The following is a 24,406-nucleotide window of genomic DNA, read 5'->3' on the forward strand; positions in this document are numbered from 1 at the left end:
GAGATGGGTGATCTCGTGAACAGGGTCTCGCGTACCGCGGGCGCGGTACTGGGTACGGCGGCGCTGGCCGTCGCGCTCGCCGCGTGCGGCGGTGAAAGTCTGGAGCAGGACAAGGGCACCGGGAGCGCCGGGCTCCCCGGTACCGGGGAGAAGGGCGCGCTGGTGGTCGGCGCGGCCGCGTTCACCGAGGCCAAGGTCCTGGCCGAGCTGTACGCGCAGTCGCTGCGGGACGCCGGGTACTCCGTGTCCATCACCACCGTGAAGAATCGGGAGCTGTACGAGCCGTCCCTGGAGAAGGGCGAGATCGACGTCGTGCCGGAATACGCGGCGACGATCGCGGAATTCCTCAACGCGAAGGTGAACGGGCCGAAGGCGCCCGAGGAGAAGCCGGTCGCCTCCGGTGACGTGACGGCCACGGTGGAGGCGCTGCGGAAGCTCGCCGAACCGCGCGGCCTGAAGGTGCTCGCGGCCGGCGAGGCGGTCGATCAGAACGCCTTCGCGGTGACGAAGGAATTCGCCGCGAAGAACAAGCTGAAGACGCTTTCGGATCTCGGCGAGGCGAAGCTGAAGGTGAAGATCGCCGCCGGTGACGAATGCGCGGTACGGCCGTTCTGCGCGCCCGGTCTGAAGAAGACGTACGGGATCGACGTGACCGGCATCGACCCCAAGGGCGTGGGCACCCCGCAGGCGAAGCAGGCGGTCAAGGACGGGGTGGACCAGCTGGTCCTGACGACCACCACGGACGCCACCGTCGACAGCTACGGCCTTGTCTTCCTCGCCGACGACAAGAAGCTGCAGAACGCCGACAACGTGCTGCCCGTGGTGAACGCCAAGGACGCCGGTTCCGCCGAGATAGCCGCCGCCCTGGACAAGATCACCAAGGTCCTGACCACAGCGGATCTCGCCGAACTCAACCGCAAGGTGGATGCCGAGCGGGCGAAGCCGGAGGACGTCGCCAAGGAGTATCTGACGGCGAAGGGGCTGCTCAAGAAGTAGGCGTCGGGTGAGGGGAGTCGGCCCGAAACGGAACCGGAACGGCGGATATCCACTTCTGATGGCGAGAAGTCGCCAACAGATTGCCGGGCCGACGCCCCACACGACGCCTACGCACGGTAAATTTCAGGCCATGCCACGTGGACGCCACCGCCATTCCCCGCCTCTGCACAAGCTGCTGCCGCCCTCCGCGGTCGCCGGCGCCGCGGTCGTGTGCGCCGCGGCCGCCTGGCTGCCCGGCGACCTGCTGGTCGTGCGGCTGCTCACCGCAGCGGCGGCGGCCGCCGCCGTCACCGGTGCCGTCCTCATGCGCAGTTGGGACCGCGGCGCCGGTCTGAAGGTCGCCGAGCTCGACCGGGCCCGCACCGCCGACCAGTGGAAGGCCGAGGAGCGGGTCGCCGAGCTGGAGTCCGACCTGGAGGAGTCCCGCGCGCTGCGCTCCCGGCTCGACGCCAAGCTCCGCGCCAAGCGCGTGGAACTCGCCGCTCTGCGCGGCGAGCACGCCGACCTGCTCCGCCGGTACGCCACCGCCGAGACCGAGCGCGCCAGCGCCCTGGAGGGCCGACGCGTCCTGGCCCTGGAGGCGACCGGCACGGCGTCCGGCACGGGCACGGCCAAGGCGCTGCCCGCCGGCGGCTCCGCGCCCACTCCGGAGGCCTTCCGCCGCGCCGCCGAGGCACTCCGCGACCTCCCGCGCAACGCCGCGGCCCAGCAGGCCCGCCGCACCACCGAGGCGGCCCGCGCGCGCGACCTGGCGGAGCGGGCCCTGGAGACGGAGGAGCCGCAGGGGAAGCACGCGGCGGCCGCCGGAACAGAGCACACCCGCCCGGCCGCCCCCGCCCTCCCGCCGGCCGCCCCGGCCCCGCCCGCCCCCCCGAAGGTGCCGACCGCGGCCGCGATCGTCCCCTACGCGGCCCGCAGGCCCGTCCCGCGCCCCGAGGGCGGCTTCGACTTCTTCGGTACGCAGAAGGCGGCGGCCATCGAGGCCGTGCAGCACACCGACCTCGCCGACGTCGTGGGCGAGGAGGTCCTCGAAGAGGCCCTGGCGTCCCGGACCGCGCTCGGCACCCCGCTGCTCACCCCGGTGGCCGCCACCGGCACCCCTGTCGCAGCCACCGGCACCCCGGTCGCCCCCGCCGGCACCCCCGGCGACCCGTCGGCACCCCCCGTCACGGCACCCGCCCAGGCGGTCGGCCAGGTCATCGACCTGACCGCGCACGACGAGACCGAGCAACTCGACGTCGCCGAGCTGCGCGGAGCGGTGAACTCGTGACGTACCGCCTCACCGCCCTCCCGGCCGGTGAGACCGTCCAGCGGCGCGACGAACTGCTCGCCCTCTTCGCCCAGGCCTTCTGCGGCGCCCCCTGGCACGAGCCCCCGCTCGGCGCCGTACGGAGCGTGGAGCGGCTGCTCGGCACGGCCGCGCGGAACGACGACTTCACCGCCGTGGCCGCCCTCGACACCGACGGGGCGCTCCTCGGCATCGCGGCCGGTTGGACCGACACCGTCCTGTCCGCGGGCGCCCCCGCCTTCGAGGTCGCCGAGCTCGTCGTCGCCCCCGGCCACCAGGGGCGCCGCATCGGCCGCGGGCTCCACGACGCCCTCCTCGCGGCCGCGGCGCCCGGCCCGGCGCTGCTCATGACCCTGGACGTACCGGAACTGACGGACCGGTACGCGCGCTGGGGCTGGACCGTCGTCGACCGGCGGCGGCCCGGCCAGGAGGAGCGGGAGTACGTCGTGATGAGCCGGGAGGGCTGACCCCCGGCCCGGGACCACTACTTGTCGATGTCGCCGACGACGAAGAACAGCGAACCCAGGATCGCCACCATGTCCGCGACGAGCGTCCCCGGCAGCAGCTCCACGAGGGCCTGGATGTTGTTGAACGAGGCCGAGCGCAGCTTCAGCCGGTACGGGGTCTTCTCGCCCTTGGACACCAGGTAGTAGCCGTTGACGCCGAGCGGGTTCTCGGTCCACGCGTACGTGTGGCCCTCGGGCGCCTTGAGCACCTTCGGCAGCCGCTGGTTGATCGGCCCCGGCGGCAGCTCCGCCATCCGGTCGAGACAGGCGTCCGCCAGCTCCAGGGCGTTGTGCGTCTGGTCGAGCAGGCACTCGAACCGGGCGAGGCAGTCGCCCTCCTCGCGCACCGCGACCCGCAGGGTGTCCTGGAGTTCCCCGTAGGCCAGGTACGGCTCGTCACGGCGCAGGTCGAAGTCGACGCCCGAGGCGCGGGCGATGGGCCCCGACACCCCGTAGGCGTGGACCGCCGCGGGGGACAGGACGCCGACCCCGCGCGTACGGCCGCGGAAGATCTCGTTGCCGAGGACCAGCCGGTCGTACACGTCCATCCGCGACCGCACGTCCGCGACGGCCTGTCGCGCCCGACCCAGCCACCCGGCGGGCAGGTCCTCCTTGAGCCCGCCGACCCGGTTGAACATGTAGTGCATCCGGCCGCCGGAGACCTCCTCCATCACCGCCTGGAGCTCCTCGCGCTCCCGGAAGGCGTGGAAGATCGGGGTGATCCCGCCCAGTTCGAGGGGGTACGAGCCGAGGAACATGAGGTGGTTGAGGACCCGGTTCAGCTCGGCGAGGAGCGTACGGGTCCACACCGCGCGCTCCGGGACCTCCATGCCCAGCATCCGCTCGACGGCCATGACCACGCCGAGCTCGTTGGAGAAGGCGGAGAGCCAGTCGTGACGGTTGGCCAGCATGATGATCTGCCGGTAGTCCCGCGCCTCGAAGAGCTTCTCGGCGCCGCGGTGCATATAGCCGACGACCGGCTCCGCCTGCCGGACGACCTCGCCGTCGAGCACGAGCCGAAGCCGGAGCACGCCGTGGGTCGAGGGATGCTGCGGCCCGATGTTCAGCACCATGTCGGTGCTCTCCGCCGCGCCGCCGATGCCGACCGTCGTCTCCGTCATGCGGCCAGTATCCCCTGCGCCCAGGACCCCGGAAGTTCCCGCCCACGAAGACGGGGCCGCCACCGCGCGGGGCGCCCGGTGGCCCGGGGCCGTCCGGTCACCCCTTCGTCGGGATCCGCCGGTCCAGCCCGTCGCCGCCGGGTTCCGCCGGGATCCGCCGCGTCAGCCAGAGGAAGTCGCCGAGACCGCCCCGGGCGGTCAGCTCGGCCGCCTCACCGGCGGTGGAGAGGCGGCGGACGTACGCGGCCGGGTCCGTCGAGGCGAGCGCGAGCGGCGGCCGCTCACCGGACACCCCGAGGCGACGCAACACCTCGCGCTGCGAGGCCAACTCCGTGCCGCCACCCCCCATGGCGCCCGCCCCCGTGTCGCCGCGCCCCCCGCCCGCCCCCGGCCGGACGGCCGCCTCGCACGCGTCCAGGGCCACGTGCGCGGTCAGGTCGCAGCTGCCGTCAGGGACCGGCGGGACCTCGCGGCCCGCGCGGAACCCCGTCAGGGAGCCGAACGGCGGCCGGGAGGCCCGTACGTGCGCGTAGTCCACGGCCACCGCGCGGCCTGCCGCCAGCGAGGCCACCGCCGCCGCCCAGGCCTCGTCCCGCGGCCGGCCGATCTCGGCCCGCGCGCCCGGCTCCCGCAGGGGCCACCAGCGGGCCAGCCACTCCGCGTCCGGGCCGGAGACCGGCGCACCGAGGCGTTCCGCGCCGTCCGCGCGGACCTCCACGTACCGGACGGTGCCCTCCGCGTCCGCCTCGGCCACGTCCACCGGCACGTTGTCGAGCCACTCGTTCGCGAAGAGGAGCCCCCGCGTCCCCGGGGGCGGCCGGTCGGTCCACACGATCCGGGGATCGAGCCCCGACGGGCGCGGGGCGCGCTCGACGGCGTACGCCCGGACCGTGAAGCCGGCGCCCTCCGTCGCGGCGAGGACGCCCGTGAGCAGTTCCCCGCGCCCCGCGCCCACGTCCACGAGGTCCACCTCGGTCGTGCCCAGCTCGTCCGCGACCTCGCCGAGCAGCCGGGCCACGGCCGCCGCGAAGAGCGGCGAGGCGTGCACCGAGGTGCGGAAGTGGCCCGCCGGCCCCTCCGGGCGCAGATAGAAGCCCCCGGGGCCGTACAGCGCCCGCTCCGTGGCCTGTCGCCACCCCTGCCACTGACACGTCTCATCCGTCACGGGCCCCAGTCTCCACCCCGGGGAGTACGGGTCCCGCGTCAAGGATCGACCCCACGGTTGATCCCCGCACCTGTCCACGTTCCCTACTCTGGGTGACGTGCAGCGCCTCTACGACTTCATCCGCAGACACCCGACGGGCGTCGACACCTTCTGGGCGGTCGTCCTCTTCGGGTTCTCCGCGCTGTGGGTGGGGACCACCTACCCGGCGGTGGGCAACCCCGTCGCGTACGGAGTGGTCGCCGCGCTGTTCTCCCTCGTCGTGGCCCTGCGGCGGCGCGCCCCGGAGAAGATGCTGGTGCTCGCGGTCGCCCTCGGGCTGGTCCAGCTCGGCGCCGGGCTCGAACCGTTCATGGCCGACTTCGCCATGCTCGTCATCATCTTCACGGTCGCGGCGCACGACGGGCCCCGCTGGGGCTCCCGCCTCGCCCTCGTCGGCGGGCTGTGCGCCTCGCCGCTCGCCGCGCTGAGATGGCCGATAACGGACCCCTCCTCCGGGCCCGCCAAGGTCTTCTTCATCGTCATCCTGATCGTGCCGTTCGTGCTCGCCTGGGTCCTCGGCGACTCGCTCCGCACCCGCCGCGCCTACTTCGCGCAGCTGGAGGAGCGCGCCTCCCGCCTGGAGCGGGAGCGCGAGGCCCAGGCCAAGGTCGCGGTCGCCGCCGAGCGGGCCCGGATCGCCCGCGAGCTGCACGACGTCGTCGCGCACAACGTGTCGGTGATGGTGGTGCAGGCGGACGGCGCCGCCTATGTCATGGACTCCTCCCCGGAGACCGCCAAGCAGGCCCTGGACACCATCTCCACCACGGGCCGGCAGGCGCTCGCCGAGATGCGCAGACTGCTCGGCATCCTGCGCACCGGGGAGCACCAGGAGGCCGGGGAGTACGTGCCGCAGCCCGACGTGGAGCAGATCGAGGACCTCGTCGAGCAGGTGCGGGGCGCCGGACTCACCGTCGACTTCGCGATCGAGGGGAGCCCGCGCCCGCTGCCCAGCGGCGTCGAGCTCACCGCGTACCGGATCGTGCAGGAGGCCCTCACCAACACGCGCAAGCACGGCGGTCCCGACGTCGGCGCCAGTGTGCGGCTGGTGTACTTCGACGACGGCCTCGGGCTGCTCGTCGAGGACGACGGCCGGGGGGCGCCGCAGGAGATGTACGAGGACGGGGGAGCCGACGGCCGGGGCCACGGTCTCATCGGCATGCGGGAGCGGGTCGGCATGGTCGGCGGCACCCTGGACGCGGGCCCGCGTCCAGGCGGAGGCTTCCGGATCAGTGCCCTGCTTCCGCTCAAGCCCGCTCACTGACGATCCGAAGGAATCTGATGTCCATCCGCGTGATGCTTGTCGACGACCAGGTGCTGCTGCGCACCGGCTTCCGCATGGTGCTCGCCGCCCAGCCGGACATGGAGGTCGTGGCGGAGGCGGGCGACGGCGTCGAGGCCCTTGAGGTGCTGCGGGCGACGGAGGTCGACGTCGTCCTCATGGACGTGCGCATGCCCAAGCTCGACGGGGTGGAGACGACCCGGCGGATCTGCTCGGAGCCCGACGCTCCGAAGGTGCTGATCCTGACCACGTTCGACCTCGACGAGTACGCGTTCTCCGGGCTGAAGGCGGGCGCGAGCGGCTTCATGCTGAAGGACGTGCCCCCGGCCGAGCTGCTGGGCGCGATCCGCTCGGTGCACAGCGGGGACGCGGTGGTGGCGCCTTCGACGACCCGGCGGCTGCTCGACCGTTTCTCCCCGATGCTGCCGTCGTCGGGCAAGGAGCCCGAGCACAAGGAGGTGGGGCGGCTGACGGACCGGGAGCGCGAGGTGATGATGCTGGTCGCGCAGGGCCTGTCGAACGGCGAGATCGCCGCCCGGCTCGTCCTGTCGGAGGCGACGGTGAAGACCCATGTGGGACGCATCCTGACCAAGCTGGGCCTCCGCGACCGCGTCCAGGTCGTCGTCCTCGCGTACGAGACGGGCCTGGTCAGGGCGGGCGGCGGGGCCGGCTAGGGCCGGGTCAGCGCAGCACGCTCTCCAGGAAGTCGCTGCCGAGACGGGCGACGACGGACACGTCGAGCTGGTGCAGGACGTAGCGGCCGCGCCGCTGGGTGGTGATGAGCCCGGCCTTCTTCATGACCGCGAGGTGGCGGGAGACCTCCGGGGCGGTGATGTCGTACGCGTCGGCCAGCTCGCTCGTCGTGCTGGAGCCCCGGGCCAGACTGCGGCACAGCCGCATCCGCATCGGGTGGGCGACGGCATCGAGGCGGAGGGTGACCGCCTCGACGGAGGCCGCGCCGCCGAGGTCGCGGTCGGCGACGGGGTACTGGATGACGGGCTGCCAGCCGGGGGTGTAGAGGGCGACGAGGTGCGGCCAGCCGAAGGCCGTCGGCAGGAACGTCACGGCGGAGCCCTCGGCGCTCGTCCGCCCCTGGACCAGCTTGTCGACGACGATCCTGGAGCCCCGGGCGTCCTCCTCGAGGGTCATCGCGGGGGAGGCGGCGGCGACCGCCTCGGCCAGGCCCCTGCGGCGCGTCAGCTCCGTCTTGTGGCGGGCGTCGGCGGCCAGCTGGATCCGCACCCGGCGCCAGGTGTCGGCGAAGAACGCCTCGTCGCAGTCCTCGAGCAGCCGCCGTATCCACGCGCGCGTGCCGGGCGGATCGGCCAGCATCCGCTCCACGAAGGCGGCCTGCCGGGGCCCGCGCGCGGCGGCCAGGTCGAGGGCGCGGCGGCGCATCCGCTCGTCGACGAGCGGGGAGGGGGCGCCGTACCGGTAGTTGCTGTTGCAGGAGATCTCCAGCGCGGAGCCCACGTACTTCTCGTCCTCCATGCGGTCGAGGTCGTCCAGCTCCTCCGCGAGGGTCTCCCGCGGCCGCGGCGGCAGGAGGATGTCCGAGCGGGTGCTGTTCCACATGAAGTCGGCCTCGTGCAGCCGGTCCGCGAGCTCCGGCTTCAGGGCCGCCGCCGTCGTGGTGGTCCAGGCGTGGAGCCGGGCGTGGTGCGCCGGCTCGGACAGGGCGTGCAGGGCGGCGCCCAGCTCCGCCAGGGGCGAGGGGCAGAAGGCGATCCGCTCGGGCGGCAGTCCGGTGATGTCGATGGTCACGCTCACCGGTCCATGGTGCGGGGTGGCGCGGGGGTGGGTCGCCCCGTTTTACGGGGGCCGACAAACGGCGGGTCCCCCGGCGCGCGCACGGCGGTCAGCCCGGCGCGCGCCCCTCTACGCGAGACGCGCCAGGAAGTCCCGTACCGCCGCCCTCACGTCGTCCGCCGTCCACTCCAGGCCCGGTTCCCCCACCGTCAGTTCCGTCACCGACACCCCCGGCGGGCCGCCCGCGCCGGGAGCGGACCAGCGGCGGAAGAGGGCCGTGCCGGTGGACTCGGTCTGGGCGAGGGACGCCGCCGTCAGGGTCTCGGGGTCGTACGGCAGCCAGACCTGGAACTGGTGGGTGTGCGGGGTCTCGGGGTGGACCCGGAACCAGCCCGTCCCCGCCTCCGTGAACGCCTCCCGGACCGCTTCGGCCACCACGCGCGCGTGGGCCACGTACGAGGGCAGTCGGGGCAGCTCGATGTCCAGGCCCCGGAGGGCGGACAGGGCCGCCGGGTACTGCTGGAAGACCTGGCCCCCGTAGCGGTGCCGCCACACCCGGGCCTCCGCCATGACCTCCTCGGGGCCGGCCAGCGCGGCGCCGGACAGACCGCCGAGGGACTTGTAGAACGAGACGTAGACGCTGTCGGCGAGCCCGGCGATCTCCGCGAGCGGACGGCCGAGGAACGGAGGGCACTCCCAGAGCCGCGCCCCGTCGAAGTGGACCACCGCGTCCCGTTCCCTGGCCGCCTCCACCACCTCGGTCAGCTCGTCCCAGGTCGGCAGCACGAAACCGGCGTCCCGCAGCGGCAGCTCCAGCATCAGCGTCCCGAAGGGCTCCGGGTGGTCCCGTACCTCCTCGGCGGTCGGCAGCCGGGGCGCGTCGGTGGGATGGACCGTGCGGAGCCCCGACACGGCCCCGAGCGCGCCGCCCTCGTGGACCTCGGGGTGGGCGAGCGGGTGGAGGGCGACGACGGGGCTGCCGGTGCGCCCGGCCCAGCAGCGCAGCGCCACCTGCTGGGCCATCGTGCCGGTGGGGAAGAAGACGGCGGCGGGCAGTCCGAGCACCTCGGCGACGCGCCGCTCCAGCTCCTCGACCAGGCCGTCCCCGTACGCGTCGAGCGGCCCCTCCGCGTGCCCGGACGCCTCCGCCCACGCGACGAGCCCCCGCAGGCGCGTGCCGACCGTACCGTCCACCGGGGCGCGCCACAGCGTGCGCTCGGCGCCGCCCCAGACCTTCGCCCGGTGGCGCCGGACCGCTTCCTCGTCCGCAGGACCGGCAGGACTCACAGGGCTGGCCGGGCCGGCAGGACTCGCAGGGCTCTCAGGATCCATGGCCCGATCATCACACCACCGCCCACGCCACCGCCCGCACCACCGCCCACACCCTGTGGACAGCCACGGGGCGGGGCGAACCGCTGGCGTAGCATGACCAGAAATCGTCCGGTACCCGCCGAGGACTGGAACGGAAGGCCGTCCCACCGTGAACGCACCAGCAGCGCCAGAGCCCCGAGCCGAGGACCGACCCGCCCGGCTCACCGTCGGAGTCGTCGGCGCCGGCCGCGTAGGCCCCGCCCTCGCCGCCGCCCTCCAGCTCGCGGGGCACCGCCCCGTCGCCGTATCCGCCGTCTCGGACGCCTCCCGGCGCCGCGCCGCGGCCCTTCTGCCCGAGGTCCCGGTCGTCGAGCCCGCCCGCGTCCTGGCCCTCGCCGACCTGGTCCTGCTCACCGTGCCGGACGACGCCCTGCCCGGTCTCGTCGAGGGCCTCGCCGACACCGGAGCCGTACGGCCGGGACAGCTGCTCGTGCACACCTCCGGGCGGTACGGGGTACGGGTCCTCGACCCCGCCCGCAGGGCCGGCGCCCTCCCGCTCGCCCTGCACCCCGCCATGACCTTCACCGGCACCCCGGTCGACGTCCAGCGGCTCGCCGGCTGCTCCTTCGGGGTGACCGCGCCCGAGCAGCTGCGGCTCGCCGCGGAGGCCCTGGTGATCGAGATGGGCGGCGAGCCCGAGTGGATCGCGGAGGAGGCCCGCCCGCTGTACCACGCGGCCCTGGCCCTCGGCGCGAACCACCTGGTGACCCTGGTGGCCCAGTCGATGGAGCTGCTCCGCAAGGCCGGGGTCGCCGCGCCCGACCGGATGCTGGGACCGCTCCTGGGCGCCGCCCTGGACAATGCCCTGCGGTCCGGCGACTCGGCCCTCACCGGCCCCGTCGCGCGCGGGGACGCCGGCACGGTCGCCGCCCACGTCGCCGAGCTCCGCAAGCACGCGCCCGCCACCGTCGCCGGCTATCTGGCGATGGCCCGCACGACCGCCGACCGGGCGCTCGCGCACGGCCTGCTCAAGCCCGAGCTGGCCGAGGACCTGCTGGGGGTGCTCGCCGAGAGCGCGGCGGGCACCACCGGGCCCGCCGACGGGCCGCAAGGAGACGACCGATGACCCTGTCCGCCCGTACGAGCGCCGGGAGCGGGCGGCCCGTCAGCCCGTCCCCGCTCCTCCCCACGGTGGAGGAGCTCGGGGACGCCGTCGCCCACCGCTCGCCGGGTGGCCTCGCCGTGGTCATGACCATGGGCGCCCTCCACGAGGGCCACGCCACCCTGATCCGGACCGCACGCGAGCGCGTGGGCGCCGACGGTTTCGTCGTCGTCACCGTCTTCGTCAACCCGCTGCAGTTCGGCGCGGGCGAGGACCTCGACCGGTATCCGCGCACCCTCGACGCCGACCTGCTGCTCGCCGCCGAGGCGGGCGCCAGCGCCGTCTTCGCGCCCTCCGTCGACGAGGTCTACCCGGGCGGCGAGCCCCAGGTCCGGATCACCGCCGGACCCATGGGCGAGCGCCTCGAAGGCGCCTCACGGCCCGGCCACTTCGACGGCATGCTGACCGTCGTCGCCAAGCTCCTCCACCTCACCGGCCCCGACCTGGCCTTCTTCGGCCAGAAGGACGCCCAGCAGCTGGCCCTGATCCGCCGGATGGTCCGCGATCTGAACTTCCCGGTCGAGATCGTCGGCGTGGAGACCGTCCGCGAGACCGACGGCCTCGCCCTCTCCAGCCGCAACCGCTACCTGTCGGTCGCCGAGCGCCGTACCGCCCTCGCGCTGTCCCGCGCGCTGTTCGCCGCCGGCGACCGGCTCGCCGCCCAGGAGGCGCTGCGCGCGCGTGCCGAGGCGCTGCCCGGCACCCAGGACCGCGCCGAGGCCCTGTCCCGGCTCGGCGAGGCCCGCGCCGCCGCCGACGCCCACGCGGTCGCCCAGGCGGTCGAGGGCGGCCGCGCCGGGGCCGTACGGGCAGCGGCCCGCTCCGTCCTCGACGACGCGACCAGGGCGGACCCGCCGCTCACCCTCGACTACCTGGCCCTCGTGGACCCGGCCGACTTCACCGAAGTCGCCGACGACCACGACGGGGAGGCGATCCTCGCCGTCGCCGCGCGCGTGGGGAGCACGCGGCTCATCGACAACATCCCCCTGACCTTCGGAGCCACCAAGTGACCGGAATACGGCTGCACGCGCCCGCGCCGGGCTGGGCCATCGACGCCGACGTCGTCGTGGTCGGCTCCGGCGTCGCGGGCCTGACCGCCGCCCTGCGCTGCACCGCCGCCGGGCTCCGTACGGTCGTCGTCACCAAGGCACGCCTCGACGACGGCTCCACCCGCTGGGCCCAGGGCGGCATCGCCGCCGCGCTCGGCGAGGGCGACACCCCCGAGCAGCACCTCGACGACACGCTCGTCGCCGGCGCCGGACTCTGCGACGAGCGGGCCGTCCACGCCCTCGTGACCGAGGGCCCCGACGCCGTCCGTCGCCTCATCGCCACCGGCGCCGACTTCGACAAGACGGCCGACGGCGAGATCGCGTTGACCCGCGAGGGCGGCCACCACCGCCGCCGGATCGCCCACGCGGGCGGGGACGCCACCGGCGCCGAGATCTCCCGCGCCCTGGTCGAGGCGATACGGGACCGGGGTGTCCGCACCATCGAGCACGCCCTCGTCCTCGATCTCCTGACGGACGCCGCGGGCCGTACGGCGGGCGTGACCCTGCACGTCATGGGCGAGGGGCAGCACGACGGCGTCGGCGCCGTCCACGCGCCCGCGGTGGTCCTCGCCACCGGCGGCATGGGCCAGGTCTTCTCCGCCACCACCAATCCGGCCGTGTCCACGGGTGACGGCGTGGCCCTCGCCCTGCGCGCCGGGGCCGAGGTCTCCGACCTGGAGTTCGTCCAGTTCCACCCCACGGTGCTGTTCCTCGGCGCCGGTTCCGAGGGCCAGCAGCCGCTGGTCTCCGAGGCGGTGCGGGGTGAGGGCGCCCATCTGGTCGACGCCGAGGGCGTGCGTTTCATGACGGGGCAGCACGAGCTGGCCGAGCTCGCGCCCCGCGACATCGTCGCCAAGGGGATCACGCGGCGGATGCAGGAGCGGGGCACCGAGCACATGTACCTCGACGCCCGCCACTTCGGTGCCGAGATGTGGGAGCACCGCTTCCCGACGATCCTCGCGGCCTGCCGCGCCCACGGCATCGACCCGGTGACGGAGCCGATCCCGGTCGCCCCCGCCGCCCACTACGCCTCCGGCGGCATCCGCACGGACCTCCGGGGCCGTACCACCGTCCCCGGCCTGTACGCGTGCGGAGAGGTCGCCTGCACGGGCGTCCACGGCGCCAACCGGCTCGCCTCGAACTCCCTCCTCGAGGGCCTGGTCTTCGCCGAGCGGATCGCCGAGGACATCACGGCCGCGGCGCCGCGCGTGCCCGGCGCGCCGGTGCCGCACCCCGCGCCGGTGACCCTGCCGCTGCCCGTGGGGGGCGCCAGGACCCGTATCCAGCGGATCATGACGGCCGGTGCCGGAGTGCTGCGCTCCGAGGCGAGCCTGCGGGAGGCCGCCGAGGCCCTGGACGCCCTGCACGGCGACGCCCTCGCGGGCGGCACCGACGACACCAAGGCCGGCGAGCCGGGCGTGGACTCCTGGGAGACCACCAACCTGCTGTGCGTCGCCCGGGTCCTGGTCGCCGCCGCCCGCCGTCGCGAGGAGACCCGCGGCTGTCACTGGCGCGAGGACCACCCGGACCGCGACGACACGGACTGGCGCCGCCACCTCGTCGTACGCCTCACGCCGGATCGGGCCCTCGACGTCCGGACGACCGGCACGCACGACTTTCCCCCCACCTCCGATGCCCCAAGGGAGCCGAAGTGACCACGCCCGAGGAAGCCCGTCCCGAGCCCGTGGACGTCCCTCTGATCCAGATCAGCACCTTCCCGGCGTCCGAGGAGGCCGGTGGCTGCGGCGACGGCTGTGCCTGCGGCGGCGGCGAGGAGTTCGAGTGCGGGCTCGACCCGGCGCTCGCCGAGCTCCTCGCGGCGGCGGGTCTCGACCCCGTCCAGGTCGAGGACATCGCCCACCTCGCGATCGCCGAGGACCTCGACGGCGGGGTCGACGTCACGACCGTGGCGACCGTCCCCGAGGACGCCGTCGCCACCGCCGACTTCACCGCCCGCGAGGCCGGTGTCGTCGCCGGTCTGCGGGTCGCCGAGGCCGTGCTGTCCATCGTGTGCGCGGACGAGTTCGAGGTCGAGCGGCACGTCGAGGACGGCGAGCGGGTCGAGGCCGGGGACGTGCTCCTCAGCGTCACCGCCCGCACCCGTGACCTGCTCACCGGCGAGCGCAGCGCGCTCAACCTCCTGTGCCGCCTCTCCGGCATCGCCACCGCCACGCGCGCGTGGGCGGACGCCCTGGAGGGCACGAAGGCCGCGGTCCGCGACACCCGCAAGACGACGCCGGGCCTGCGGGCCCTGGAGAAGTACGCGGTCCGCTGCGGCGGAGGCGTCAACCACCGCATGTCGCTCTCCGACGCGGCCCTGGTGAAGGACAACCACGTGGTGGCGGCCGGCGGTGTGGCCGAGGCCTTCACGGCCGTGCGCGAGCAGTTCCCCGGGCTGCCGATCGAGGTCGAGGTCGACACCCTGGGCCAGGTCCGCGAGGTCCTGGACGCGGGCGCCGACCTGATCCTGCTCGACAACTTCACCCCGGCCGAGACCGAGGAGGCCGTCGCCCTCGTCGCGGGCCGCGCGTTCCTGGAGTCGTCCGGCCGGCTGACCCTGGAGACCGCCGCGGCGTACGCGGCGACCGGCGTGGACTATCTGGCGGTCGGCGGGCTCACCCACTCCTCCCCGATCCTCGACATCGGCCTCGACCTGCGCGAGGTGCGGGCCTGATGCTGCTCACCATCGACGTCGGCAACACGCACACGGTCCTCGGTCTCTTCGACGGTGACGAGATCGTCGAGCACTGGCGGATCTCCACCGATCCGAGCCGCACCGCCGACGAGATGGCGGTCCTGCTGCAGGGCCTCATGGGCATGCACCCGCTCCTCGGCGTCGAGCTGAGCGACGGCATCGAGGGGATCGCCATCTGCGCGACGGTCCCCTCGGTGCTGCACGAGCTGCGTGAGGTGACGCGGCGGTACTACGGGGACGTCCCGGCGGTCCTCGTGGAGCCCGGCGTCAAGACGGGCGTCCCGGTCCTCACGGACAACCCCAAGGAGGTCGGCGCGGACCGCGTGATCAACGCGGTCGCCGCCGTCGAGCTCTACGGCGGCCCGGCGATCGTCGTCGACTTCGGTACGGCGACGACGTACGACGCGATCACCGCGCGCGGCGAGTACGCGGGCGGGGCCATCGCGCCGGGCATCGAGATCTCGGTCGAGGCGCTCGGGGTCAAGGGGGCGATGCTCCGCAAGATCGAGCTGGCCCGGCCGCGCAGCGTGATCGGCAAGAACACGGTCGAGGCGATGCAGTCGGGCATCGTCTACGGCTACGCGGGCCAGGTCGACGGCGTGGTCGCCCGGATGAAGCGGGAACTCGTCGGCGTCAACGGCGACCCCTCGGACGTGACGGTGATCGCGACGGGCGGCCTTGCGCCGATGGTCCTCGCGGACTCCAAGGAGATCGACGAGCACGAGCCGTGGCTGACGCTGATCGGCCTGCGCCTGGTCTACGAGCGGAACGTCTCGCGCATGTGAGGCCGCGGCGGAGTCGCCCCACCGGGCCACCCGCCCGTAGCCCGCGGGCAGGCCGGCCCGCCGCCGGACCATCGACGCGCCGTAATGATCGTTAAGAGAAAATTGTCCGATTAGCGCGTATCGTCACCTCATGCCCACGCCATACGGATCCCGCGGCGGCATGGCGTTCAGCGCGGACGAGCTGCGTGTGCTCCGCCGTGCCCTCGCCGTCGCCCTCCACCCCGCCCCCCTCCAGGACGAGGACGTCCAGGACGCGCTGCGCCTGGCCGAATCCGTGGACGAGGCCGTACGCGAGGCCGGTCGGCTGCGCGCGTTCCTCCTCGACGACCTGGTCCGCTACCGCGAAGCGCTCCCCGGCTCGCTCAGCGGCTATCTGGAGCTGCTCCGGGAGGCGCTCGCCGCCGGGTACGACCCCGCGGCCGACGACCTCGCCGCCCTCCGCGCCCTGCGCCGCGATCCCGCCGCCGGCGCGCTGCTCGCCCGTTGTCAGCTCCTCGCCGAGCGCTCCGTACGCGCGCGCCTGGGCCGGGTCACCCAGGTCACCGCCACCCCCGTGACCGGCGTCTCCCGGCCCCGGCTGCTCGCCCTGCCCGGCGGACGCGCGGCGGGCGACGAGCCCAAGCCGACGCCGCCGACGCCGGCCGAGCGCCCGGTCCCCAAGCCGTCCGAGGTGTTCCCGCCGCGCCGACGGCCCGTACCCCCGCCCCCACCCGAGGAACGGGTCGCGAGCTAGCTACCCTGGTCGCCATGGACTACGTATCCGCGCTCCTTCCCCCCATCGTGATGGCCGCGTTCTTCACCGCCCTCGTGGTCGTCATCGTGAAGAGCCAGGGAGGCTCCAACAAGGCCAAGGAGGACGCGGTCGTGGACGCCGCCCTCGCCCGCGCCGAGGCCACCCGCCAGGCGGACGGCACCCCCACCGCCTGAGCCCGACCCCACCTCCGGGACGTACGACCCTTCACGGTCGTACGTCCTTTTTGTTGCGTTTCTCTCCGTCAATGGGCGCTCATTGACGGTTTGCGATCTAAAGTGACGGTGTGCCCCGTCCTTTGGGAGAGCTCGAAGACGCCGTCATGACGCGCGTCTGGCAATGGAACCGTCCGGTGACCGTCCGCGAAGTTCTGGAGGACCTTCAGAAGGAACGGTCCATCGCCTACACCACCGTCATGACCGTCATGGACAATCTCCATCAGAAGGGCTGGGTCCGCAGAGAAGTCGAAGGCCGTGCCTATCGATATACGGCGGTCTCCACCCGCGCCGCATACGCGGCCGCCCTGATGAACGAGGCATGGGCCCGGAGCGACAACCCCGCCGCGGCCCTGGTCGCCTTCTTCGGCATGATGTCGCAGGACCAGCGCGAGGCCCTGGACGACGCCATCCGTATCGTCCAGCGCGTCACGCCGCTCGCGGCCCCGCCCGCGGAGGGCGCCGACGAATCAGGGGCCCAGGAGCGATAGCGTCCCCCCATGTCGCCGTCTGCCTCCCCGGCCGCCTCCGCGGCCTCCGCCAAAGCCGTCACCGTACGCAGGGCCCGTACCGGAGATGTCGCCGCCGTCCGCCGTCTCGTCGACCCGTTCGTCCGGCGCGGCATCCTGCTCGACAAGGCGACCGTCACCCTTTACGAGTCCATCCAGGAGTTCTGGGTGGCGGAACGCGACGAGGACGCCACCGTCGTCGGCTGCGGCGCCCTCCACGTGATGTGGGAAGACCTCGCGGAAGTCCGTACTCTCGCCGTGGACCCCGACTTCAGGGGAGCCGGCGTCGGCCATCAGGTGCTGGACAAACTGTTGCACACGGCCCGGTGGCTCGGAGTGCGGCGGGTATTCTGCCTGACCTTCGAAGTCGACTTCTTCGTCAAGCACGGCTTCGTCGAGATCGGCGAGACCCCGGTCGACGGAGATGTCTACAGCGAGCTCCTGCGTTCCTATGACGAGGGAGTCGCAGAGTTCCTCGGTCTCGAACGAGTGAAGCCGAACACCTTGGGCAACAGCCGGATGCTTCTGCACCTGTGAGCGGGAACCCTATGTCCGAATCGCGCACGTTTCCCGCGTCGCCGGGCTTCTGAACCTCTCCCAGGGGTTTGTGTTTTCCCGAGAAAAGCGGTTTCCTTTCCGCGTACTGCATTTTCGATGAAAGGAAATCCGGTGGCACAGAAGGTTCAGGTCCTTCTTGTCGACGACCTCGACGGCGTCGAGGCGGACGAGACCGTGACGTTCGCGCTGGACGGCAAGACCTACGAGATCGACCTCACCACCGCCAACGCGGAAAAGCTCCGCGGTCTGCTCGAGCCGTACACCAAGAGCGGCCGTCGTACCGGTGGTCGCACCACCGGCGGACGCGGCAAGGGCCGCGCCGTGGCGACGGGCAGCCCGGACACCGCGAAGATCCGCGCGTGGGCCAAGGAGAACGGCATGAACGTGAACGACCGCGGTCGCGTTCCCGCCGACATCAAGGCCGCCTACGAGGACGCGAACCGCTGAGGCGACAGCTGCTGAGCCGCCGGGCCCCCGGTCCGGGCACTCAGCAGCCGCAGCCGGTGGCACTCCGCGGCGGCGGCGGCCACGAGACGCACCAGGCTGGGGGCATCCGCACCGCCCCACGGCGCGGACCGCAGCGCCGGCAGCGAGGACTCGACCTCGCGGCCCGGTGCCGGGGCCCGCAGCCACACGGCGCCGCCCGGCGTGCCGGAGCCGCACCACCCCGGGGGAAGGGGCGCGGGCATCCGGCCGTCGGCGCCCAGGACCGCGAGATCGAGCGCGATCCCGCCCCACTCCAGCCAGTCGAGCAGACCCGGTAGTTCCTCCGCGCTCCCCGCGGCCACGAGCACCAGCATCCGGCGCCCCAGCAGGGCCACAGGGCCCGTGGCGGGGCCCAGCCGGCGCAGCACACCGCGGCCGGCCGGGGCGGGCAGGTCGAGGACGTCGAAGCGCAGCCCCGTGACCAGCTGCACCGGAGGGCCGGCCACCGTCGCCCAGCCGAACTCGTTCTCGTACCACCCCGCCAGACCTCCGTCGAGCGGCCTGCGGGGAAGCGGGACGGTGAAGGGCATGCCCGGGGAACTCCCGCGGCAGAGCGTTGGTTACGCCCCCGGTGACGGAACGTCCCGTTCCGAACGCGCAAAGTGTCCGGATCGAGGCGTAAGAGTGCGTTCGGGAGCACAAGGGTGTTCGCTGGTAGCGGAGGGAACCCGGGTGCGCCGCATGGAGTGTCGGTGCTTACGGGTAAGACATTCCCAGTGGAGAGGGGCGAGTCGCGGGCTTCGGCGTCTCACGTTCGCCATCGGCGTACTGATGGCGTGGCGAACTACTTGGCCTGCGGGAACATCGTCTCGCACCATCGGGTTGGAGCATTTGTCGGCTGTTCGGCAGCAGGTCTCCCCGCTGAAGAGGGGGTGATCCGGACGGATGTCGGCAGTTGGAATGAGCGGTCCCCGCTTGCGGGACTAAGCTGCGGAAGGACAGGGAGGGGATCGACCCCTAACTGACTGACCGCTCTGAGGAGCGATTAACGATGTTCGAGAGGTTCACCGACCGCGCGCGGCGGGTTGTCGTCCTGGCTCAGGAAGAAGCCCGGATGCTCAACCACAACTACATCGGCACCGAGCACATCCTTCTGGGCCTTATCCACGAGGGTGAGGGTGTCGCCGCTAAGGCCCTGGAGAGCCTCGGGATTTCGCTCGAGGCGGTCCGCCAGCAGGTTGAGGAGATCATCGGGCAGGGGCAGCAGGCCCCGTCCGGGCACATCCCCTTCACCCCGCGTGCCAAGAAGGTCCTGGAGCTTTCGCTCCGCGAGGCCCTCCAGCTCGGCCACAACTACATCGGCACCGAGCACATCCTGCTCGGCCTGATCCGCGAGGGCGAGGGCGTCGCCGCCCAGGTCCTCGTGAAGCTGGGCGCCGACCTCAACCGGGTGCGGCAGCAGGTCATCCAGCTGCTCTCCGGCTACCAGGGCAAGGAAGCCGCCACCGCCGGCGGTCCTGCCGAGGGCACCCCCTCGACGTCCCTGGTCCTCGACCAGTTCGGCCGCAACCTCACCCAGGCGGCCCGCGAATCCAAGCTCGACCCGGTCATCGGGCGCGAGAAGGAGATCGAGCGGGTCATGCAGGTGCTGTCCCGCCGCACCAAGAACAACCCGGTCCTCATCGGCGAGCCCGGCGTCGGCAAGACCGCCGTCGTCGAGGGCCTGGCGCAGGCCATCGTCAAGGGCGAGGTGCCCGAGACCCTCAAGGACAAGCACCTCTACACCCTGGACCTCGGCGCGCTGGTCGCCGGCTCCCGCTACCGCGGTGACTTCGAGGAGCGCCTGAAGAAGGTCCTCAAGGAGATCCGCACCCGCGGCGACATCATCCTGTTCATCGACGAGCTCCACACCCTCGTGGGTGCGGGTGCCGCCGAGGGCGCGATCGACGCCGCCAGCATCCTCAAGCCGATGCTGGCCCGTGGTGAGCTCCAGACCATCGGTGCCACGACGCTCGACGAGTACCGCAAGTACCTGGAGAAGGACGCGGCCCTCGAGCGCCGCTTCCAGCCCATCCAGGTCGCCGAGCCGTCGCTGCCGCACACGATCGAGATCCTCAAGGGTCTCCGCGACCGGTACGAGGCCCACCACCGGGTCTCCATCACCGACGAGGCCCTCGTCCAGGCCGCGACCCTGGCCGACCGGTACATCTCGGACCGCTTCCTCCCGGACAAGGCGATCGACCTGATCGACGAGGCCGGCTCCCGGATGCGCATCCGCCGGATGACCGCGCCGCCGGACCTCCGCGAGTTCGACGAGAAGATCGCCGGCGTCCGCCGCGACAAGGAGTCCGCGATCGACTCGCAGGACTTCGAGAAGGCCGCCTCTCTCCGCGACAAGGAGAAGCAGCTCCTCGCCGCGAAGGCCAAGCGGGAGAAGGAGTGGAAGGCCGGCGACATGGACGTCGTCGCCGAGGTCGACGGCGACCTGATCGCCGAGGTCCTCGCGACCGCCACCGGCATCCCGGTCTTCAAGCTGACCGAGGAGGAGTCCAGCCGCCTGCTCCGCATGGAGGACGAGCTGCACAAGCGCGTCATCGGGCAGAAGGACGCCGTCATCGGCCTCTCGCGGGCCATCCGCCGTACGCGAGCCGGTCTGAAGGACCCCAAGCGCCCCGGTGGCTCGTTCATCTTCGCCGGTCCGTCCGGTGTCGGTAAGACCGAGCTTTCCAAGGCGCTCGCCGAATTCCTCTTCGGCGACGAGGACGCGATGATCTCCCTCGACATGTCGGAGTTCAGCGAGAAGCACACGGTTTCCCGTCTCTTCGGTTCGCCGCCCGGATACGTCGGCTACGAAGAGGGCGGCCAGCTCACCGAGAAGGTGCGCCGCAAGCCGTTCTCCGTCGTCCTCTTCGACGAGGTCGAGAAGGCCCACCCCGATATCTTCAATTCCCTTCTCCAGATCCTGGAGGACGGTCGACTGACCGACTCCCAGGGCCGGGTCGTGGACTTCAAGAACACGGTCATCATCATGACGACCAACCTCGGGACCAGGGACATCTCGAAGGGCTTCAACCTGGGCTTCGCCGCCCAGGGCGACACGAAGTCCAACTACGAGCGGATGAAGGCGAAGGTCAGCGACGAGCTGAAGCAGCACTTCCGCCCGGAGTTCCTCAACCGTGTGGACGACGTCATCGTCTTCCCGCAGCTGACCCAGGACGACATCCTCCAGATCGTCGACCTGATGATCGACCGCGTCGACGACCGCCTCAAGGACCGGGACATGGGCCTCGAGCTCTCCCAGTCCGCGAAGGAGCTGCTCGCCAAGAAGGGTTACGACCCGGTGCTCGGCGCCCGTCCGCTCCGCCGGACGATCCAGCGTGAGATCGAGGACACGCTGTCGGAGAAGATCCTCTTCGGCGACCTGCGCCCCGGTCACATCGTGGTCGTGGACACGGAGGGCGAGGGCGAGGAGCGCGCGTTCACCTTCCGCGGCGAGGAGAAGACGGCCCTGCCGGACGCCCCGCCGATCGAGGCGACGGGTGGCACGGGAGCGGGCCCGAACCTGTCGAAGGACGCGTAAGGCGTCACGCCTGAGCGAAGGGGCGACCCCGGAACCGATGGTTCCGGGGTCGCCCCTTCGCCGTGTCAGGAGAGGCCGATCCGGACGTACGGCGGGAGGTGCCCGGTGCCCTGGAGGCTGAGGCCGGGGGCGATGATCTGCCGGAGGGCGGGGAACGCCGCCGCGACCGGATCCAGGGAACGGGGACCGTCTCCTCCCGGGCCCGGGAGGAGGTGCAGGGTGCCGACCGCCGGAAGGACGACGTCGGCCGGGCAGGAGTCCAGGGAGTCGGCGTCGACGACGAGGGACGCGAGGCGGGGCAGCGCGGCCAGTTCCCGCCAGGAGTCCGCGGTGAGGCGGACGCGTTCGACGGACAGGGCGGTCAGGCCGGTGAGCGGGCCGAGTGGGGGCAGCGCCGGGTCCTGGTCTCCTCGGGTGAGGATCAGCTGTCGCGGGTCGCACCGGGCGAGCAGAGCCGAGAGCTGGGGGTACGAGACGCCCGCGCCGATCTCCAGTGCCTCCAGGGTGAGGCCGAGACGGAGGACCTCCGCCGCCCGCTCGTCGTCGTCCAGGAGGAGACGCAGGTCGGCGGGGTCCAGGCCGGCGATGACCGCCTCGGCGTACGGGCGGGCCTCGAAGCGCTGCCACGCCCAGACGAGCTGGGCCCTGACGGCCAGCGCCGGGTGGGCGGCGAAGCGGGCCAGGTACGGGATGGCCGCGTCGACGGTGATGTGGCTGGCGGTGATCACCGTCATCTCCGCCTCTCCGTCGGTCAGCCCCTCAGGTCCGGGCAACAGGTCGAGGACCAGCCGGCCCACCGCCGCCAGTTCCCGAGCCTCGTCCGGGGTGCGCGGGGGGATCACCTCCGCCGCGCGGGCCCGGACCTCGTCCCGTACCTCCGGCGCCACCTCCGTCGCATGGTCCAGGGCCGTCGCCGCCAGCATCACGAGGCGCAGTCGTGCGCGCCGGTCCCGGGCGTCGGCGGCCGCGGTCAGGAGGTCGCGGAGGATCTCGGCGCATTCGCGCGGGCGGGCGTGGCCGACGGCCATGCGGATGACGTCCTCCCACTGGTCGTCGGTCGCGTGCCGGACCAGGACGCCGATGTCCCAGCGGTCCACCAGGGCCTTGGCCGCCAGGTAGTCCTGGAACGTGCGGTGGACGAACTCCACCGTGTCCGTCGTCGGCTCGCGCAGGAGGCCGCTGCGGTGGAGGAGGTGGGTGAAGACCGCGCCGGGGGCGTGCGCCGCGGCCTCCTGGACCGCAGGGAGGGCCTCGGTGACGATCGACTCCGCGTGGGCGCGGTCCAGCTGGGTCCGGCCGTTGACCGTCAGCCAGTACGCGAGTCGCTGGATCAGCTGGATCTGCGGGGCCTCGTGGAGGTTGATGCCGTACGGCGTTCCGATGTCCCGCTCGCGGTCGCGCCGGGCGAGGAGCATGGAGAGGGCGGCCTCGTAGAGCGGTCTGCGGCCCTGCGGGAGGTAGCCGCGCCGGTCGCGGTGGAGGGCGCAGATAAGGCCGCACATCAGGGGGTTGGTGGCGAGCCGGGCGACGTGCTCGGTGGTGCGGAGGGCGTCGAGGAGCGGCTGCTCGAACGGGGCCGCGTCCGGCCCGGCGGCCCGGTGCCAGCGTCGTACGAAGGTGGAGACCTCGGTACGGGTCATGGGGGAGAGCGTCAGCTCGGTGAAGCCGTCCTGGGCCAGCCAGTCGTCGCGTACCGCGGTGGGGCGGGAGGTCACCAGCCAGCGGTTGCCGTCGTACGTGTCGAGGAGGCCGCGCAGCCAGTCGCGGGCGCGTGACCGCTCCCTCTCGGGGATCTCGTCGATGCCGTCGACGAGGACCAGGCCCCGGCCGGCGGCCAGGACCCGGTCGGCCCAGCCCTCGGGCGGGGTGAGCGGACAGCCGGCGGCGGAGAGGAAGCGGTCGGGGGACGGGAGCCGCTCCCCGTGGCGGGTGAGGGTGCGCAGGGGGAGGACGAAGGGGATGCGGTCGCGCAGGTACGCCATGCCCTCCGCCGGGTGGTCGGTCGCCGCGGAGAGGGTCAGCCACTGCACGAGCGTCGTCTTCCCGGAACCGGCGAGGCCGCGCAGGAGGATCTTGTCGTGGCGGGTGAGGGCGATGTCGGCGCGGACGGCGGCCGGGTCCCGCCGGCGGACGCCCTGGGCCGCCTCCCCGCGCACCGGGGGGAGGGCCGGTTCGCGGCCCGTCGCCTCCAGGGACAGATACGCCATGTCCAGCGGCCACCGGTCGGACGACTCGTGCAGGTCGATGCCGTAGATCGTCAGGCGGCCGTGCCTCTTCGCCAGGTGGGTCAGGTAGCGGCGTTCGAAGTCCGCGTCCCGGCCGTCGGCCCGGGGGGTCCGGCGGATGATCTCGTCGATCTTCGCGATGAGCTCGGCCTGGCCGCGGGTCTGCTCCACCAGGCTCCGGGCGACGAACGTGGAGCGCCGGGTGAAGAACTCCAGGATATGGAGGGAGGCCCACTCCGTCATCGAGTCCAGGTAGAGCGCGGAGTCCGTGGAGAGGCCGTCGGGAGCCGGGGCGGTCGCGCGCAGGCGGCGGGCGAGTTCGCGGTGGCCGAGGCGGACGGCCTGGACGTCGTCCATGTCGAGGTCGCCGAGCGCGATGAGGGTCTTCGCGAGGGTGTCCGTGACGGCCTCCGCCTCGTCGGCGGGGAACGGCGGCTCTCCCTGCCCGTCGAGGGAGCGTCCGACCAGCGTTCCGGCGAGCTTGCGGACGTCCTTCTCGGTGAGGGTGCGACTCTCGCCGCGGAAGGAGACGAGGGAGGAGAGTCGGACGGTATCCTCCGGGGCCGTGAGTCCCGCCCCGGGGCCATCACTGACCAGCAGTTTCTTCAGGAGTGGGCCGATCGCCGCCGAGGCGAGGCGCGCGCCGATGAGTGCCGGTTCCATGTGTGTCCCCCCGTGGGTCCCGAAGCGGCCAGCGTAGTGCGGGAGGGCTGTGGGGACGGCTCGGTCGCGTGACCCAGATCCCATCCGCGGCCCGCGTCTGGTGACAAGGCGCACAGGCGTTTCGAGGGGTACTAACCGGATTAGTCGCAACCTTTGGTGGTGATTCGGGACGTTCAGGAGTGAACCGTCGGGACTTTGGTCCCAGAGGGTCCCGAACCGGACGTGGGGCGGCGTTTTCGGCGGTTCCGGACAGGCGTGGCAGGCGGATCAACCGGTTCTCTTGTGCCGGTATGTCCGATTTCGAAGGGGTGGTCCGGGGTCGTCAAGGGCTGAA

22 protein-coding genes are annotated in these 24,406 nt (G+C 72.8%); 16 read left to right on the plus strand and 6 right to left on the minus strand.

What is annotated here, in order from left to right; translation table 11 throughout:
• Positions 1-3: 3 nt before the first annotated feature.
• The 3 genes from ABZ567_RS29835 (at position 4) to ABZ567_RS29845 (ending at position 2,751) form a co-directional block, all read left to right on the plus strand.
• Positions 4-996 (plus strand): ABC transporter substrate-binding protein, encoded by a 993-nt coding sequence (locus ABZ567_RS29835; protein ID WP_360795744.1) that lies wholly within the window; start codon positions 4-6, stop codon positions 994-996.
• 130 nt (positions 997-1,126) lie between these two features.
• Positions 1,127-2,266, plus strand: a complete 1,140-nt coding sequence (locus ABZ567_RS29840; protein ID WP_360795747.1) for a hypothetical protein — start codon at positions 1,127-1,129, stop codon at positions 2,264-2,266.
• On the plus strand, positions 2,263-2,751 hold the full coding sequence (locus ABZ567_RS29845) for a GNAT family N-acetyltransferase (protein WP_360795750.1): 489 nt from the start codon (positions 2,263-2,265) through the stop codon (positions 2,749-2,751). The genes ABZ567_RS29840 and ABZ567_RS29845 overlap by 4 nt, the downstream gene beginning before the upstream one ends.
• A gap of 17 nt (positions 2,752-2,768) precedes the next feature.
• On the opposite strand, the gene ABZ567_RS29850 is transcribed toward ABZ567_RS29845, so the two are convergent.
• Both ABZ567_RS29850 and ABZ567_RS29855 read right to left on the minus strand, forming a co-directional pair.
• Complete coding sequence (locus ABZ567_RS29850; protein WP_360795752.1) at positions 2,769-3,911, minus strand: NADH-quinone oxidoreductase subunit D; 1,143 nt, start codon at positions 3,909-3,911, stop codon at positions 2,769-2,771.
• A gap of 97 nt (positions 3,912-4,008) precedes the next feature.
• Positions 4,009-5,076 carry an SAM-dependent methyltransferase gene (locus tag ABZ567_RS29855; RefSeq protein ID WP_360795755.1) on the minus strand — a complete coding sequence of 356 codons (1,068 nt, stop codon included), beginning with the start codon at positions 5,074-5,076 and terminating at the stop codon, positions 4,009-4,011.
• A gap of 97 nt (positions 5,077-5,173) precedes the next feature.
• On the opposite strand from ABZ567_RS29855, the gene ABZ567_RS29860 reads away from it, so the two are divergent.
• Positions 5,174-6,376 (plus strand): sensor histidine kinase, encoded by a 1,203-nt coding sequence (locus ABZ567_RS29860; RefSeq protein ID WP_360795758.1) that lies wholly within the window; start codon positions 5,174-5,176, stop codon positions 6,374-6,376.
• Positions 6,377-6,393: 17 nt separating this feature from the next.
• The gene (locus tag ABZ567_RS29865) at positions 6,394-7,068 is read left to right on the plus strand and encodes a response regulator transcription factor (RefSeq protein ID WP_360795761.1); all 675 of its coding nucleotides are present in this window, start codon (positions 6,394-6,396) and stop codon (positions 7,066-7,068) included.
• 7 nt (positions 7,069-7,075) lie between these two features.
• Here the strand turns inward: ABZ567_RS29865 and ABZ567_RS29870 are convergent, their stop codons facing one another.
• Positions 7,076-8,164 carry a DUF5937 family protein gene (locus ABZ567_RS29870; RefSeq protein WP_360795764.1) on the minus strand — a complete coding sequence of 363 codons (1,089 nt, stop codon included), beginning with the start codon at positions 8,162-8,164 and terminating at the stop codon, positions 7,076-7,078.
• Positions 8,165-8,272: 108 nt separating this feature from the next.
• On the minus strand, positions 8,273-9,475 hold the full coding sequence (locus tag ABZ567_RS29875) for a beta-eliminating lyase-related protein (RefSeq protein ID WP_360795767.1): 1,203 nt from the start codon (positions 9,473-9,475) through the stop codon (positions 8,273-8,275).
• 148 nt (positions 9,476-9,623) lie between these two features.
• Here ABZ567_RS29875 and ABZ567_RS29880 point away from each other — a divergent pair, with 148 nt between their 5' ends.
• The 10 genes from ABZ567_RS29880 to ABZ567_RS29925 all read left to right on the plus strand — a co-directional run bounded on the left by ABZ567_RS29880 (position 9,624) and on the right by ABZ567_RS29925 (position 17,625).
• Positions 9,624-10,580, plus strand: coding sequence for a DUF2520 domain-containing protein (locus ABZ567_RS29880; RefSeq protein WP_360795770.1), 957 nt, complete (start codon positions 9,624-9,626; stop codon positions 10,578-10,580).
• On the plus strand, positions 10,577-11,626 hold the full coding sequence (gene panC, locus ABZ567_RS29885) for a pantoate--beta-alanine ligase (RefSeq protein ID WP_360795773.1): 1,050 nt from the start codon (positions 10,577-10,579) through the stop codon (positions 11,624-11,626). Before ABZ567_RS29880 ends, panC begins: the two co-directional genes overlap by 4 nt.
• Positions 11,623-13,320 carry an L-aspartate oxidase gene (locus tag ABZ567_RS29890; protein ID WP_360795775.1) on the plus strand — a complete coding sequence of 566 codons (1,698 nt, stop codon included), beginning with the start codon at positions 11,623-11,625 and terminating at the stop codon, positions 13,318-13,320. The genes panC and ABZ567_RS29890 overlap by 4 nt, the downstream gene beginning before the upstream one ends.
• Positions 13,317-14,339 carry a carboxylating nicotinate-nucleotide diphosphorylase gene (nadC, locus tag ABZ567_RS29895; protein ID WP_360795778.1) on the plus strand — a complete coding sequence of 341 codons (1,023 nt, stop codon included), beginning with the start codon at positions 13,317-13,319 and terminating at the stop codon, positions 14,337-14,339. The genes ABZ567_RS29890 and nadC overlap by 4 nt, the downstream gene beginning before the upstream one ends.
• The gene (locus tag ABZ567_RS29900) at positions 14,339-15,145 is read left to right on the plus strand and encodes a type III pantothenate kinase (protein WP_360795781.1); all 807 of its coding nucleotides are present in this window, start codon (positions 14,339-14,341) and stop codon (positions 15,143-15,145) included. Before nadC ends, ABZ567_RS29900 begins: the two co-directional genes overlap by 1 nt.
• A 160-nt stretch (positions 15,146-15,305) precedes the next feature.
• The gene (locus ABZ567_RS29905) at positions 15,306-15,878 is read left to right on the plus strand and encodes a hypothetical protein (RefSeq protein WP_360795884.1); all 573 of its coding nucleotides are present in this window, start codon (positions 15,306-15,308) and stop codon (positions 15,876-15,878) included.
• A gap of 14 nt (positions 15,879-15,892) precedes the next feature.
• Positions 15,893-16,072 (plus strand): hypothetical protein, encoded by a 180-nt coding sequence (locus ABZ567_RS29910; protein ID WP_360795788.1) that lies wholly within the window; start codon positions 15,893-15,895, stop codon positions 16,070-16,072.
• Positions 16,073-16,182: 110 nt separating this feature from the next.
• Complete coding sequence (locus tag ABZ567_RS29915; protein WP_360795791.1) at positions 16,183-16,602, plus strand: BlaI/MecI/CopY family transcriptional regulator; 420 nt, start codon at positions 16,183-16,185, stop codon at positions 16,600-16,602.
• 9 nt (positions 16,603-16,611) lie between these two features.
• A complete protein-coding gene (locus tag ABZ567_RS29920; protein ID WP_360795794.1) occupies positions 16,612-17,157 on the plus strand; it encodes an amino-acid N-acetyltransferase in 546 nt (181 codons plus the stop codon).
• A gap of 132 nt (positions 17,158-17,289) precedes the next feature.
• On the plus strand, positions 17,290-17,625 hold the full coding sequence (locus ABZ567_RS29925) for an Lsr2 family protein (RefSeq protein WP_360795797.1): 336 nt from the start codon (positions 17,290-17,292) through the stop codon (positions 17,623-17,625).
• On the opposite strand, the gene ABZ567_RS29930 is transcribed toward ABZ567_RS29925, so the two are convergent.
• On the minus strand, positions 17,604-18,194 hold the full coding sequence (locus ABZ567_RS29930) for an SCO3374 family protein (RefSeq protein WP_360795800.1): 591 nt from the start codon (positions 18,192-18,194) through the stop codon (positions 17,604-17,606). The two genes, ABZ567_RS29925 and ABZ567_RS29930, sit on opposite strands and share 22 nt — an antisense overlap.
• Before the next feature lie 461 nt (positions 18,195-18,655).
• Between ABZ567_RS29930 and ABZ567_RS29935 the strand changes: the two genes are divergently transcribed.
• Positions 18,656-21,184, plus strand: coding sequence for an ATP-dependent Clp protease ATP-binding subunit (locus ABZ567_RS29935; RefSeq protein ID WP_360795802.1), 2,529 nt, complete (start codon positions 18,656-18,658; stop codon positions 21,182-21,184).
• A gap of 65 nt (positions 21,185-21,249) precedes the next feature.
• Here ABZ567_RS29935 and ABZ567_RS29940 read toward each other — a convergent pair whose 3' ends face one another.
• The gene (locus tag ABZ567_RS29940) at positions 21,250-24,072 is read right to left on the minus strand and encodes an NACHT domain-containing protein (RefSeq protein WP_360795805.1); all 2,823 of its coding nucleotides are present in this window, start codon (positions 24,070-24,072) and stop codon (positions 21,250-21,252) included.
• Between the last annotated feature and the right edge of the window lie 334 nt (positions 24,073-24,406).

Source organism: Streptomyces sp. NPDC016459 (assembly GCF_040632845.1).
In the GTDB taxonomy this organism is placed as follows: domain Bacteria; phylum Actinomycetota; class Actinomycetes; order Streptomycetales; family Streptomycetaceae; genus Streptomyces.

Bases quoted from the DNA above. Each gene is read 5' to 3' on its own strand.
- ABZ567_RS29935 (WP_360795802.1), top strand. From the start codon at position 18,656: ATGTTCGAGAGGTTCACCGACCGCGCGCGGCGGGTTGTCGTCCTGGCT.
- ABZ567_RS29940 (WP_360795805.1), bottom strand. From the start codon at position 24,072: ATGGAACCGGCACTCATCGGCGCGCGCCTCGCCTCGGCGGCGATCGGC.
- ABZ567_RS29900 (WP_360795781.1), top strand. From the start codon at position 14,339: ATGCTGCTCACCATCGACGTCGGCAACACGCACACGGTCCTCGGTCTC.
- ABZ567_RS29835 (WP_360795744.1), top strand. From the start codon at position 4: ATGGGTGATCTCGTGAACAGGGTCTCGCGTACCGCGGGCGCGGTACTG.
- ABZ567_RS29920 (WP_360795794.1), top strand. From the start codon at position 16,612: ATGTCGCCGTCTGCCTCCCCGGCCGCCTCCGCGGCCTCCGCCAAAGCC.
- ABZ567_RS29850 (WP_360795752.1), bottom strand. From the start codon at position 3,911: ATGACGGAGACGACGGTCGGCATCGGCGGCGCGGCGGAGAGCACCGAC.
- ABZ567_RS29905 (WP_360795884.1), top strand. From the start codon at position 15,306: ATGGCGTTCAGCGCGGACGAGCTGCGTGTGCTCCGCCGTGCCCTCGCC.
- ABZ567_RS29840 (WP_360795747.1), top strand. From the start codon at position 1,127: ATGCCACGTGGACGCCACCGCCATTCCCCGCCTCTGCACAAGCTGCTG.
- ABZ567_RS29910 (WP_360795788.1), top strand. From the start codon at position 15,893: ATGGACTACGTATCCGCGCTCCTTCCCCCCATCGTGATGGCCGCGTTC.
- panC (WP_360795773.1), top strand. From the start codon at position 10,577: ATGACCCTGTCCGCCCGTACGAGCGCCGGGAGCGGGCGGCCCGTCAGC.
- ABZ567_RS29930 (WP_360795800.1), bottom strand. From the start codon at position 18,194: ATGCCCTTCACCGTCCCGCTTCCCCGCAGGCCGCTCGACGGAGGTCTG.
- ABZ567_RS29865 (WP_360795761.1), top strand. From the start codon at position 6,394: ATGTCCATCCGCGTGATGCTTGTCGACGACCAGGTGCTGCTGCGCACC.
- ABZ567_RS29875 (WP_360795767.1), bottom strand. From the start codon at position 9,475: ATGGATCCTGAGAGCCCTGCGAGTCCTGCCGGCCCGGCCAGCCCTGTG.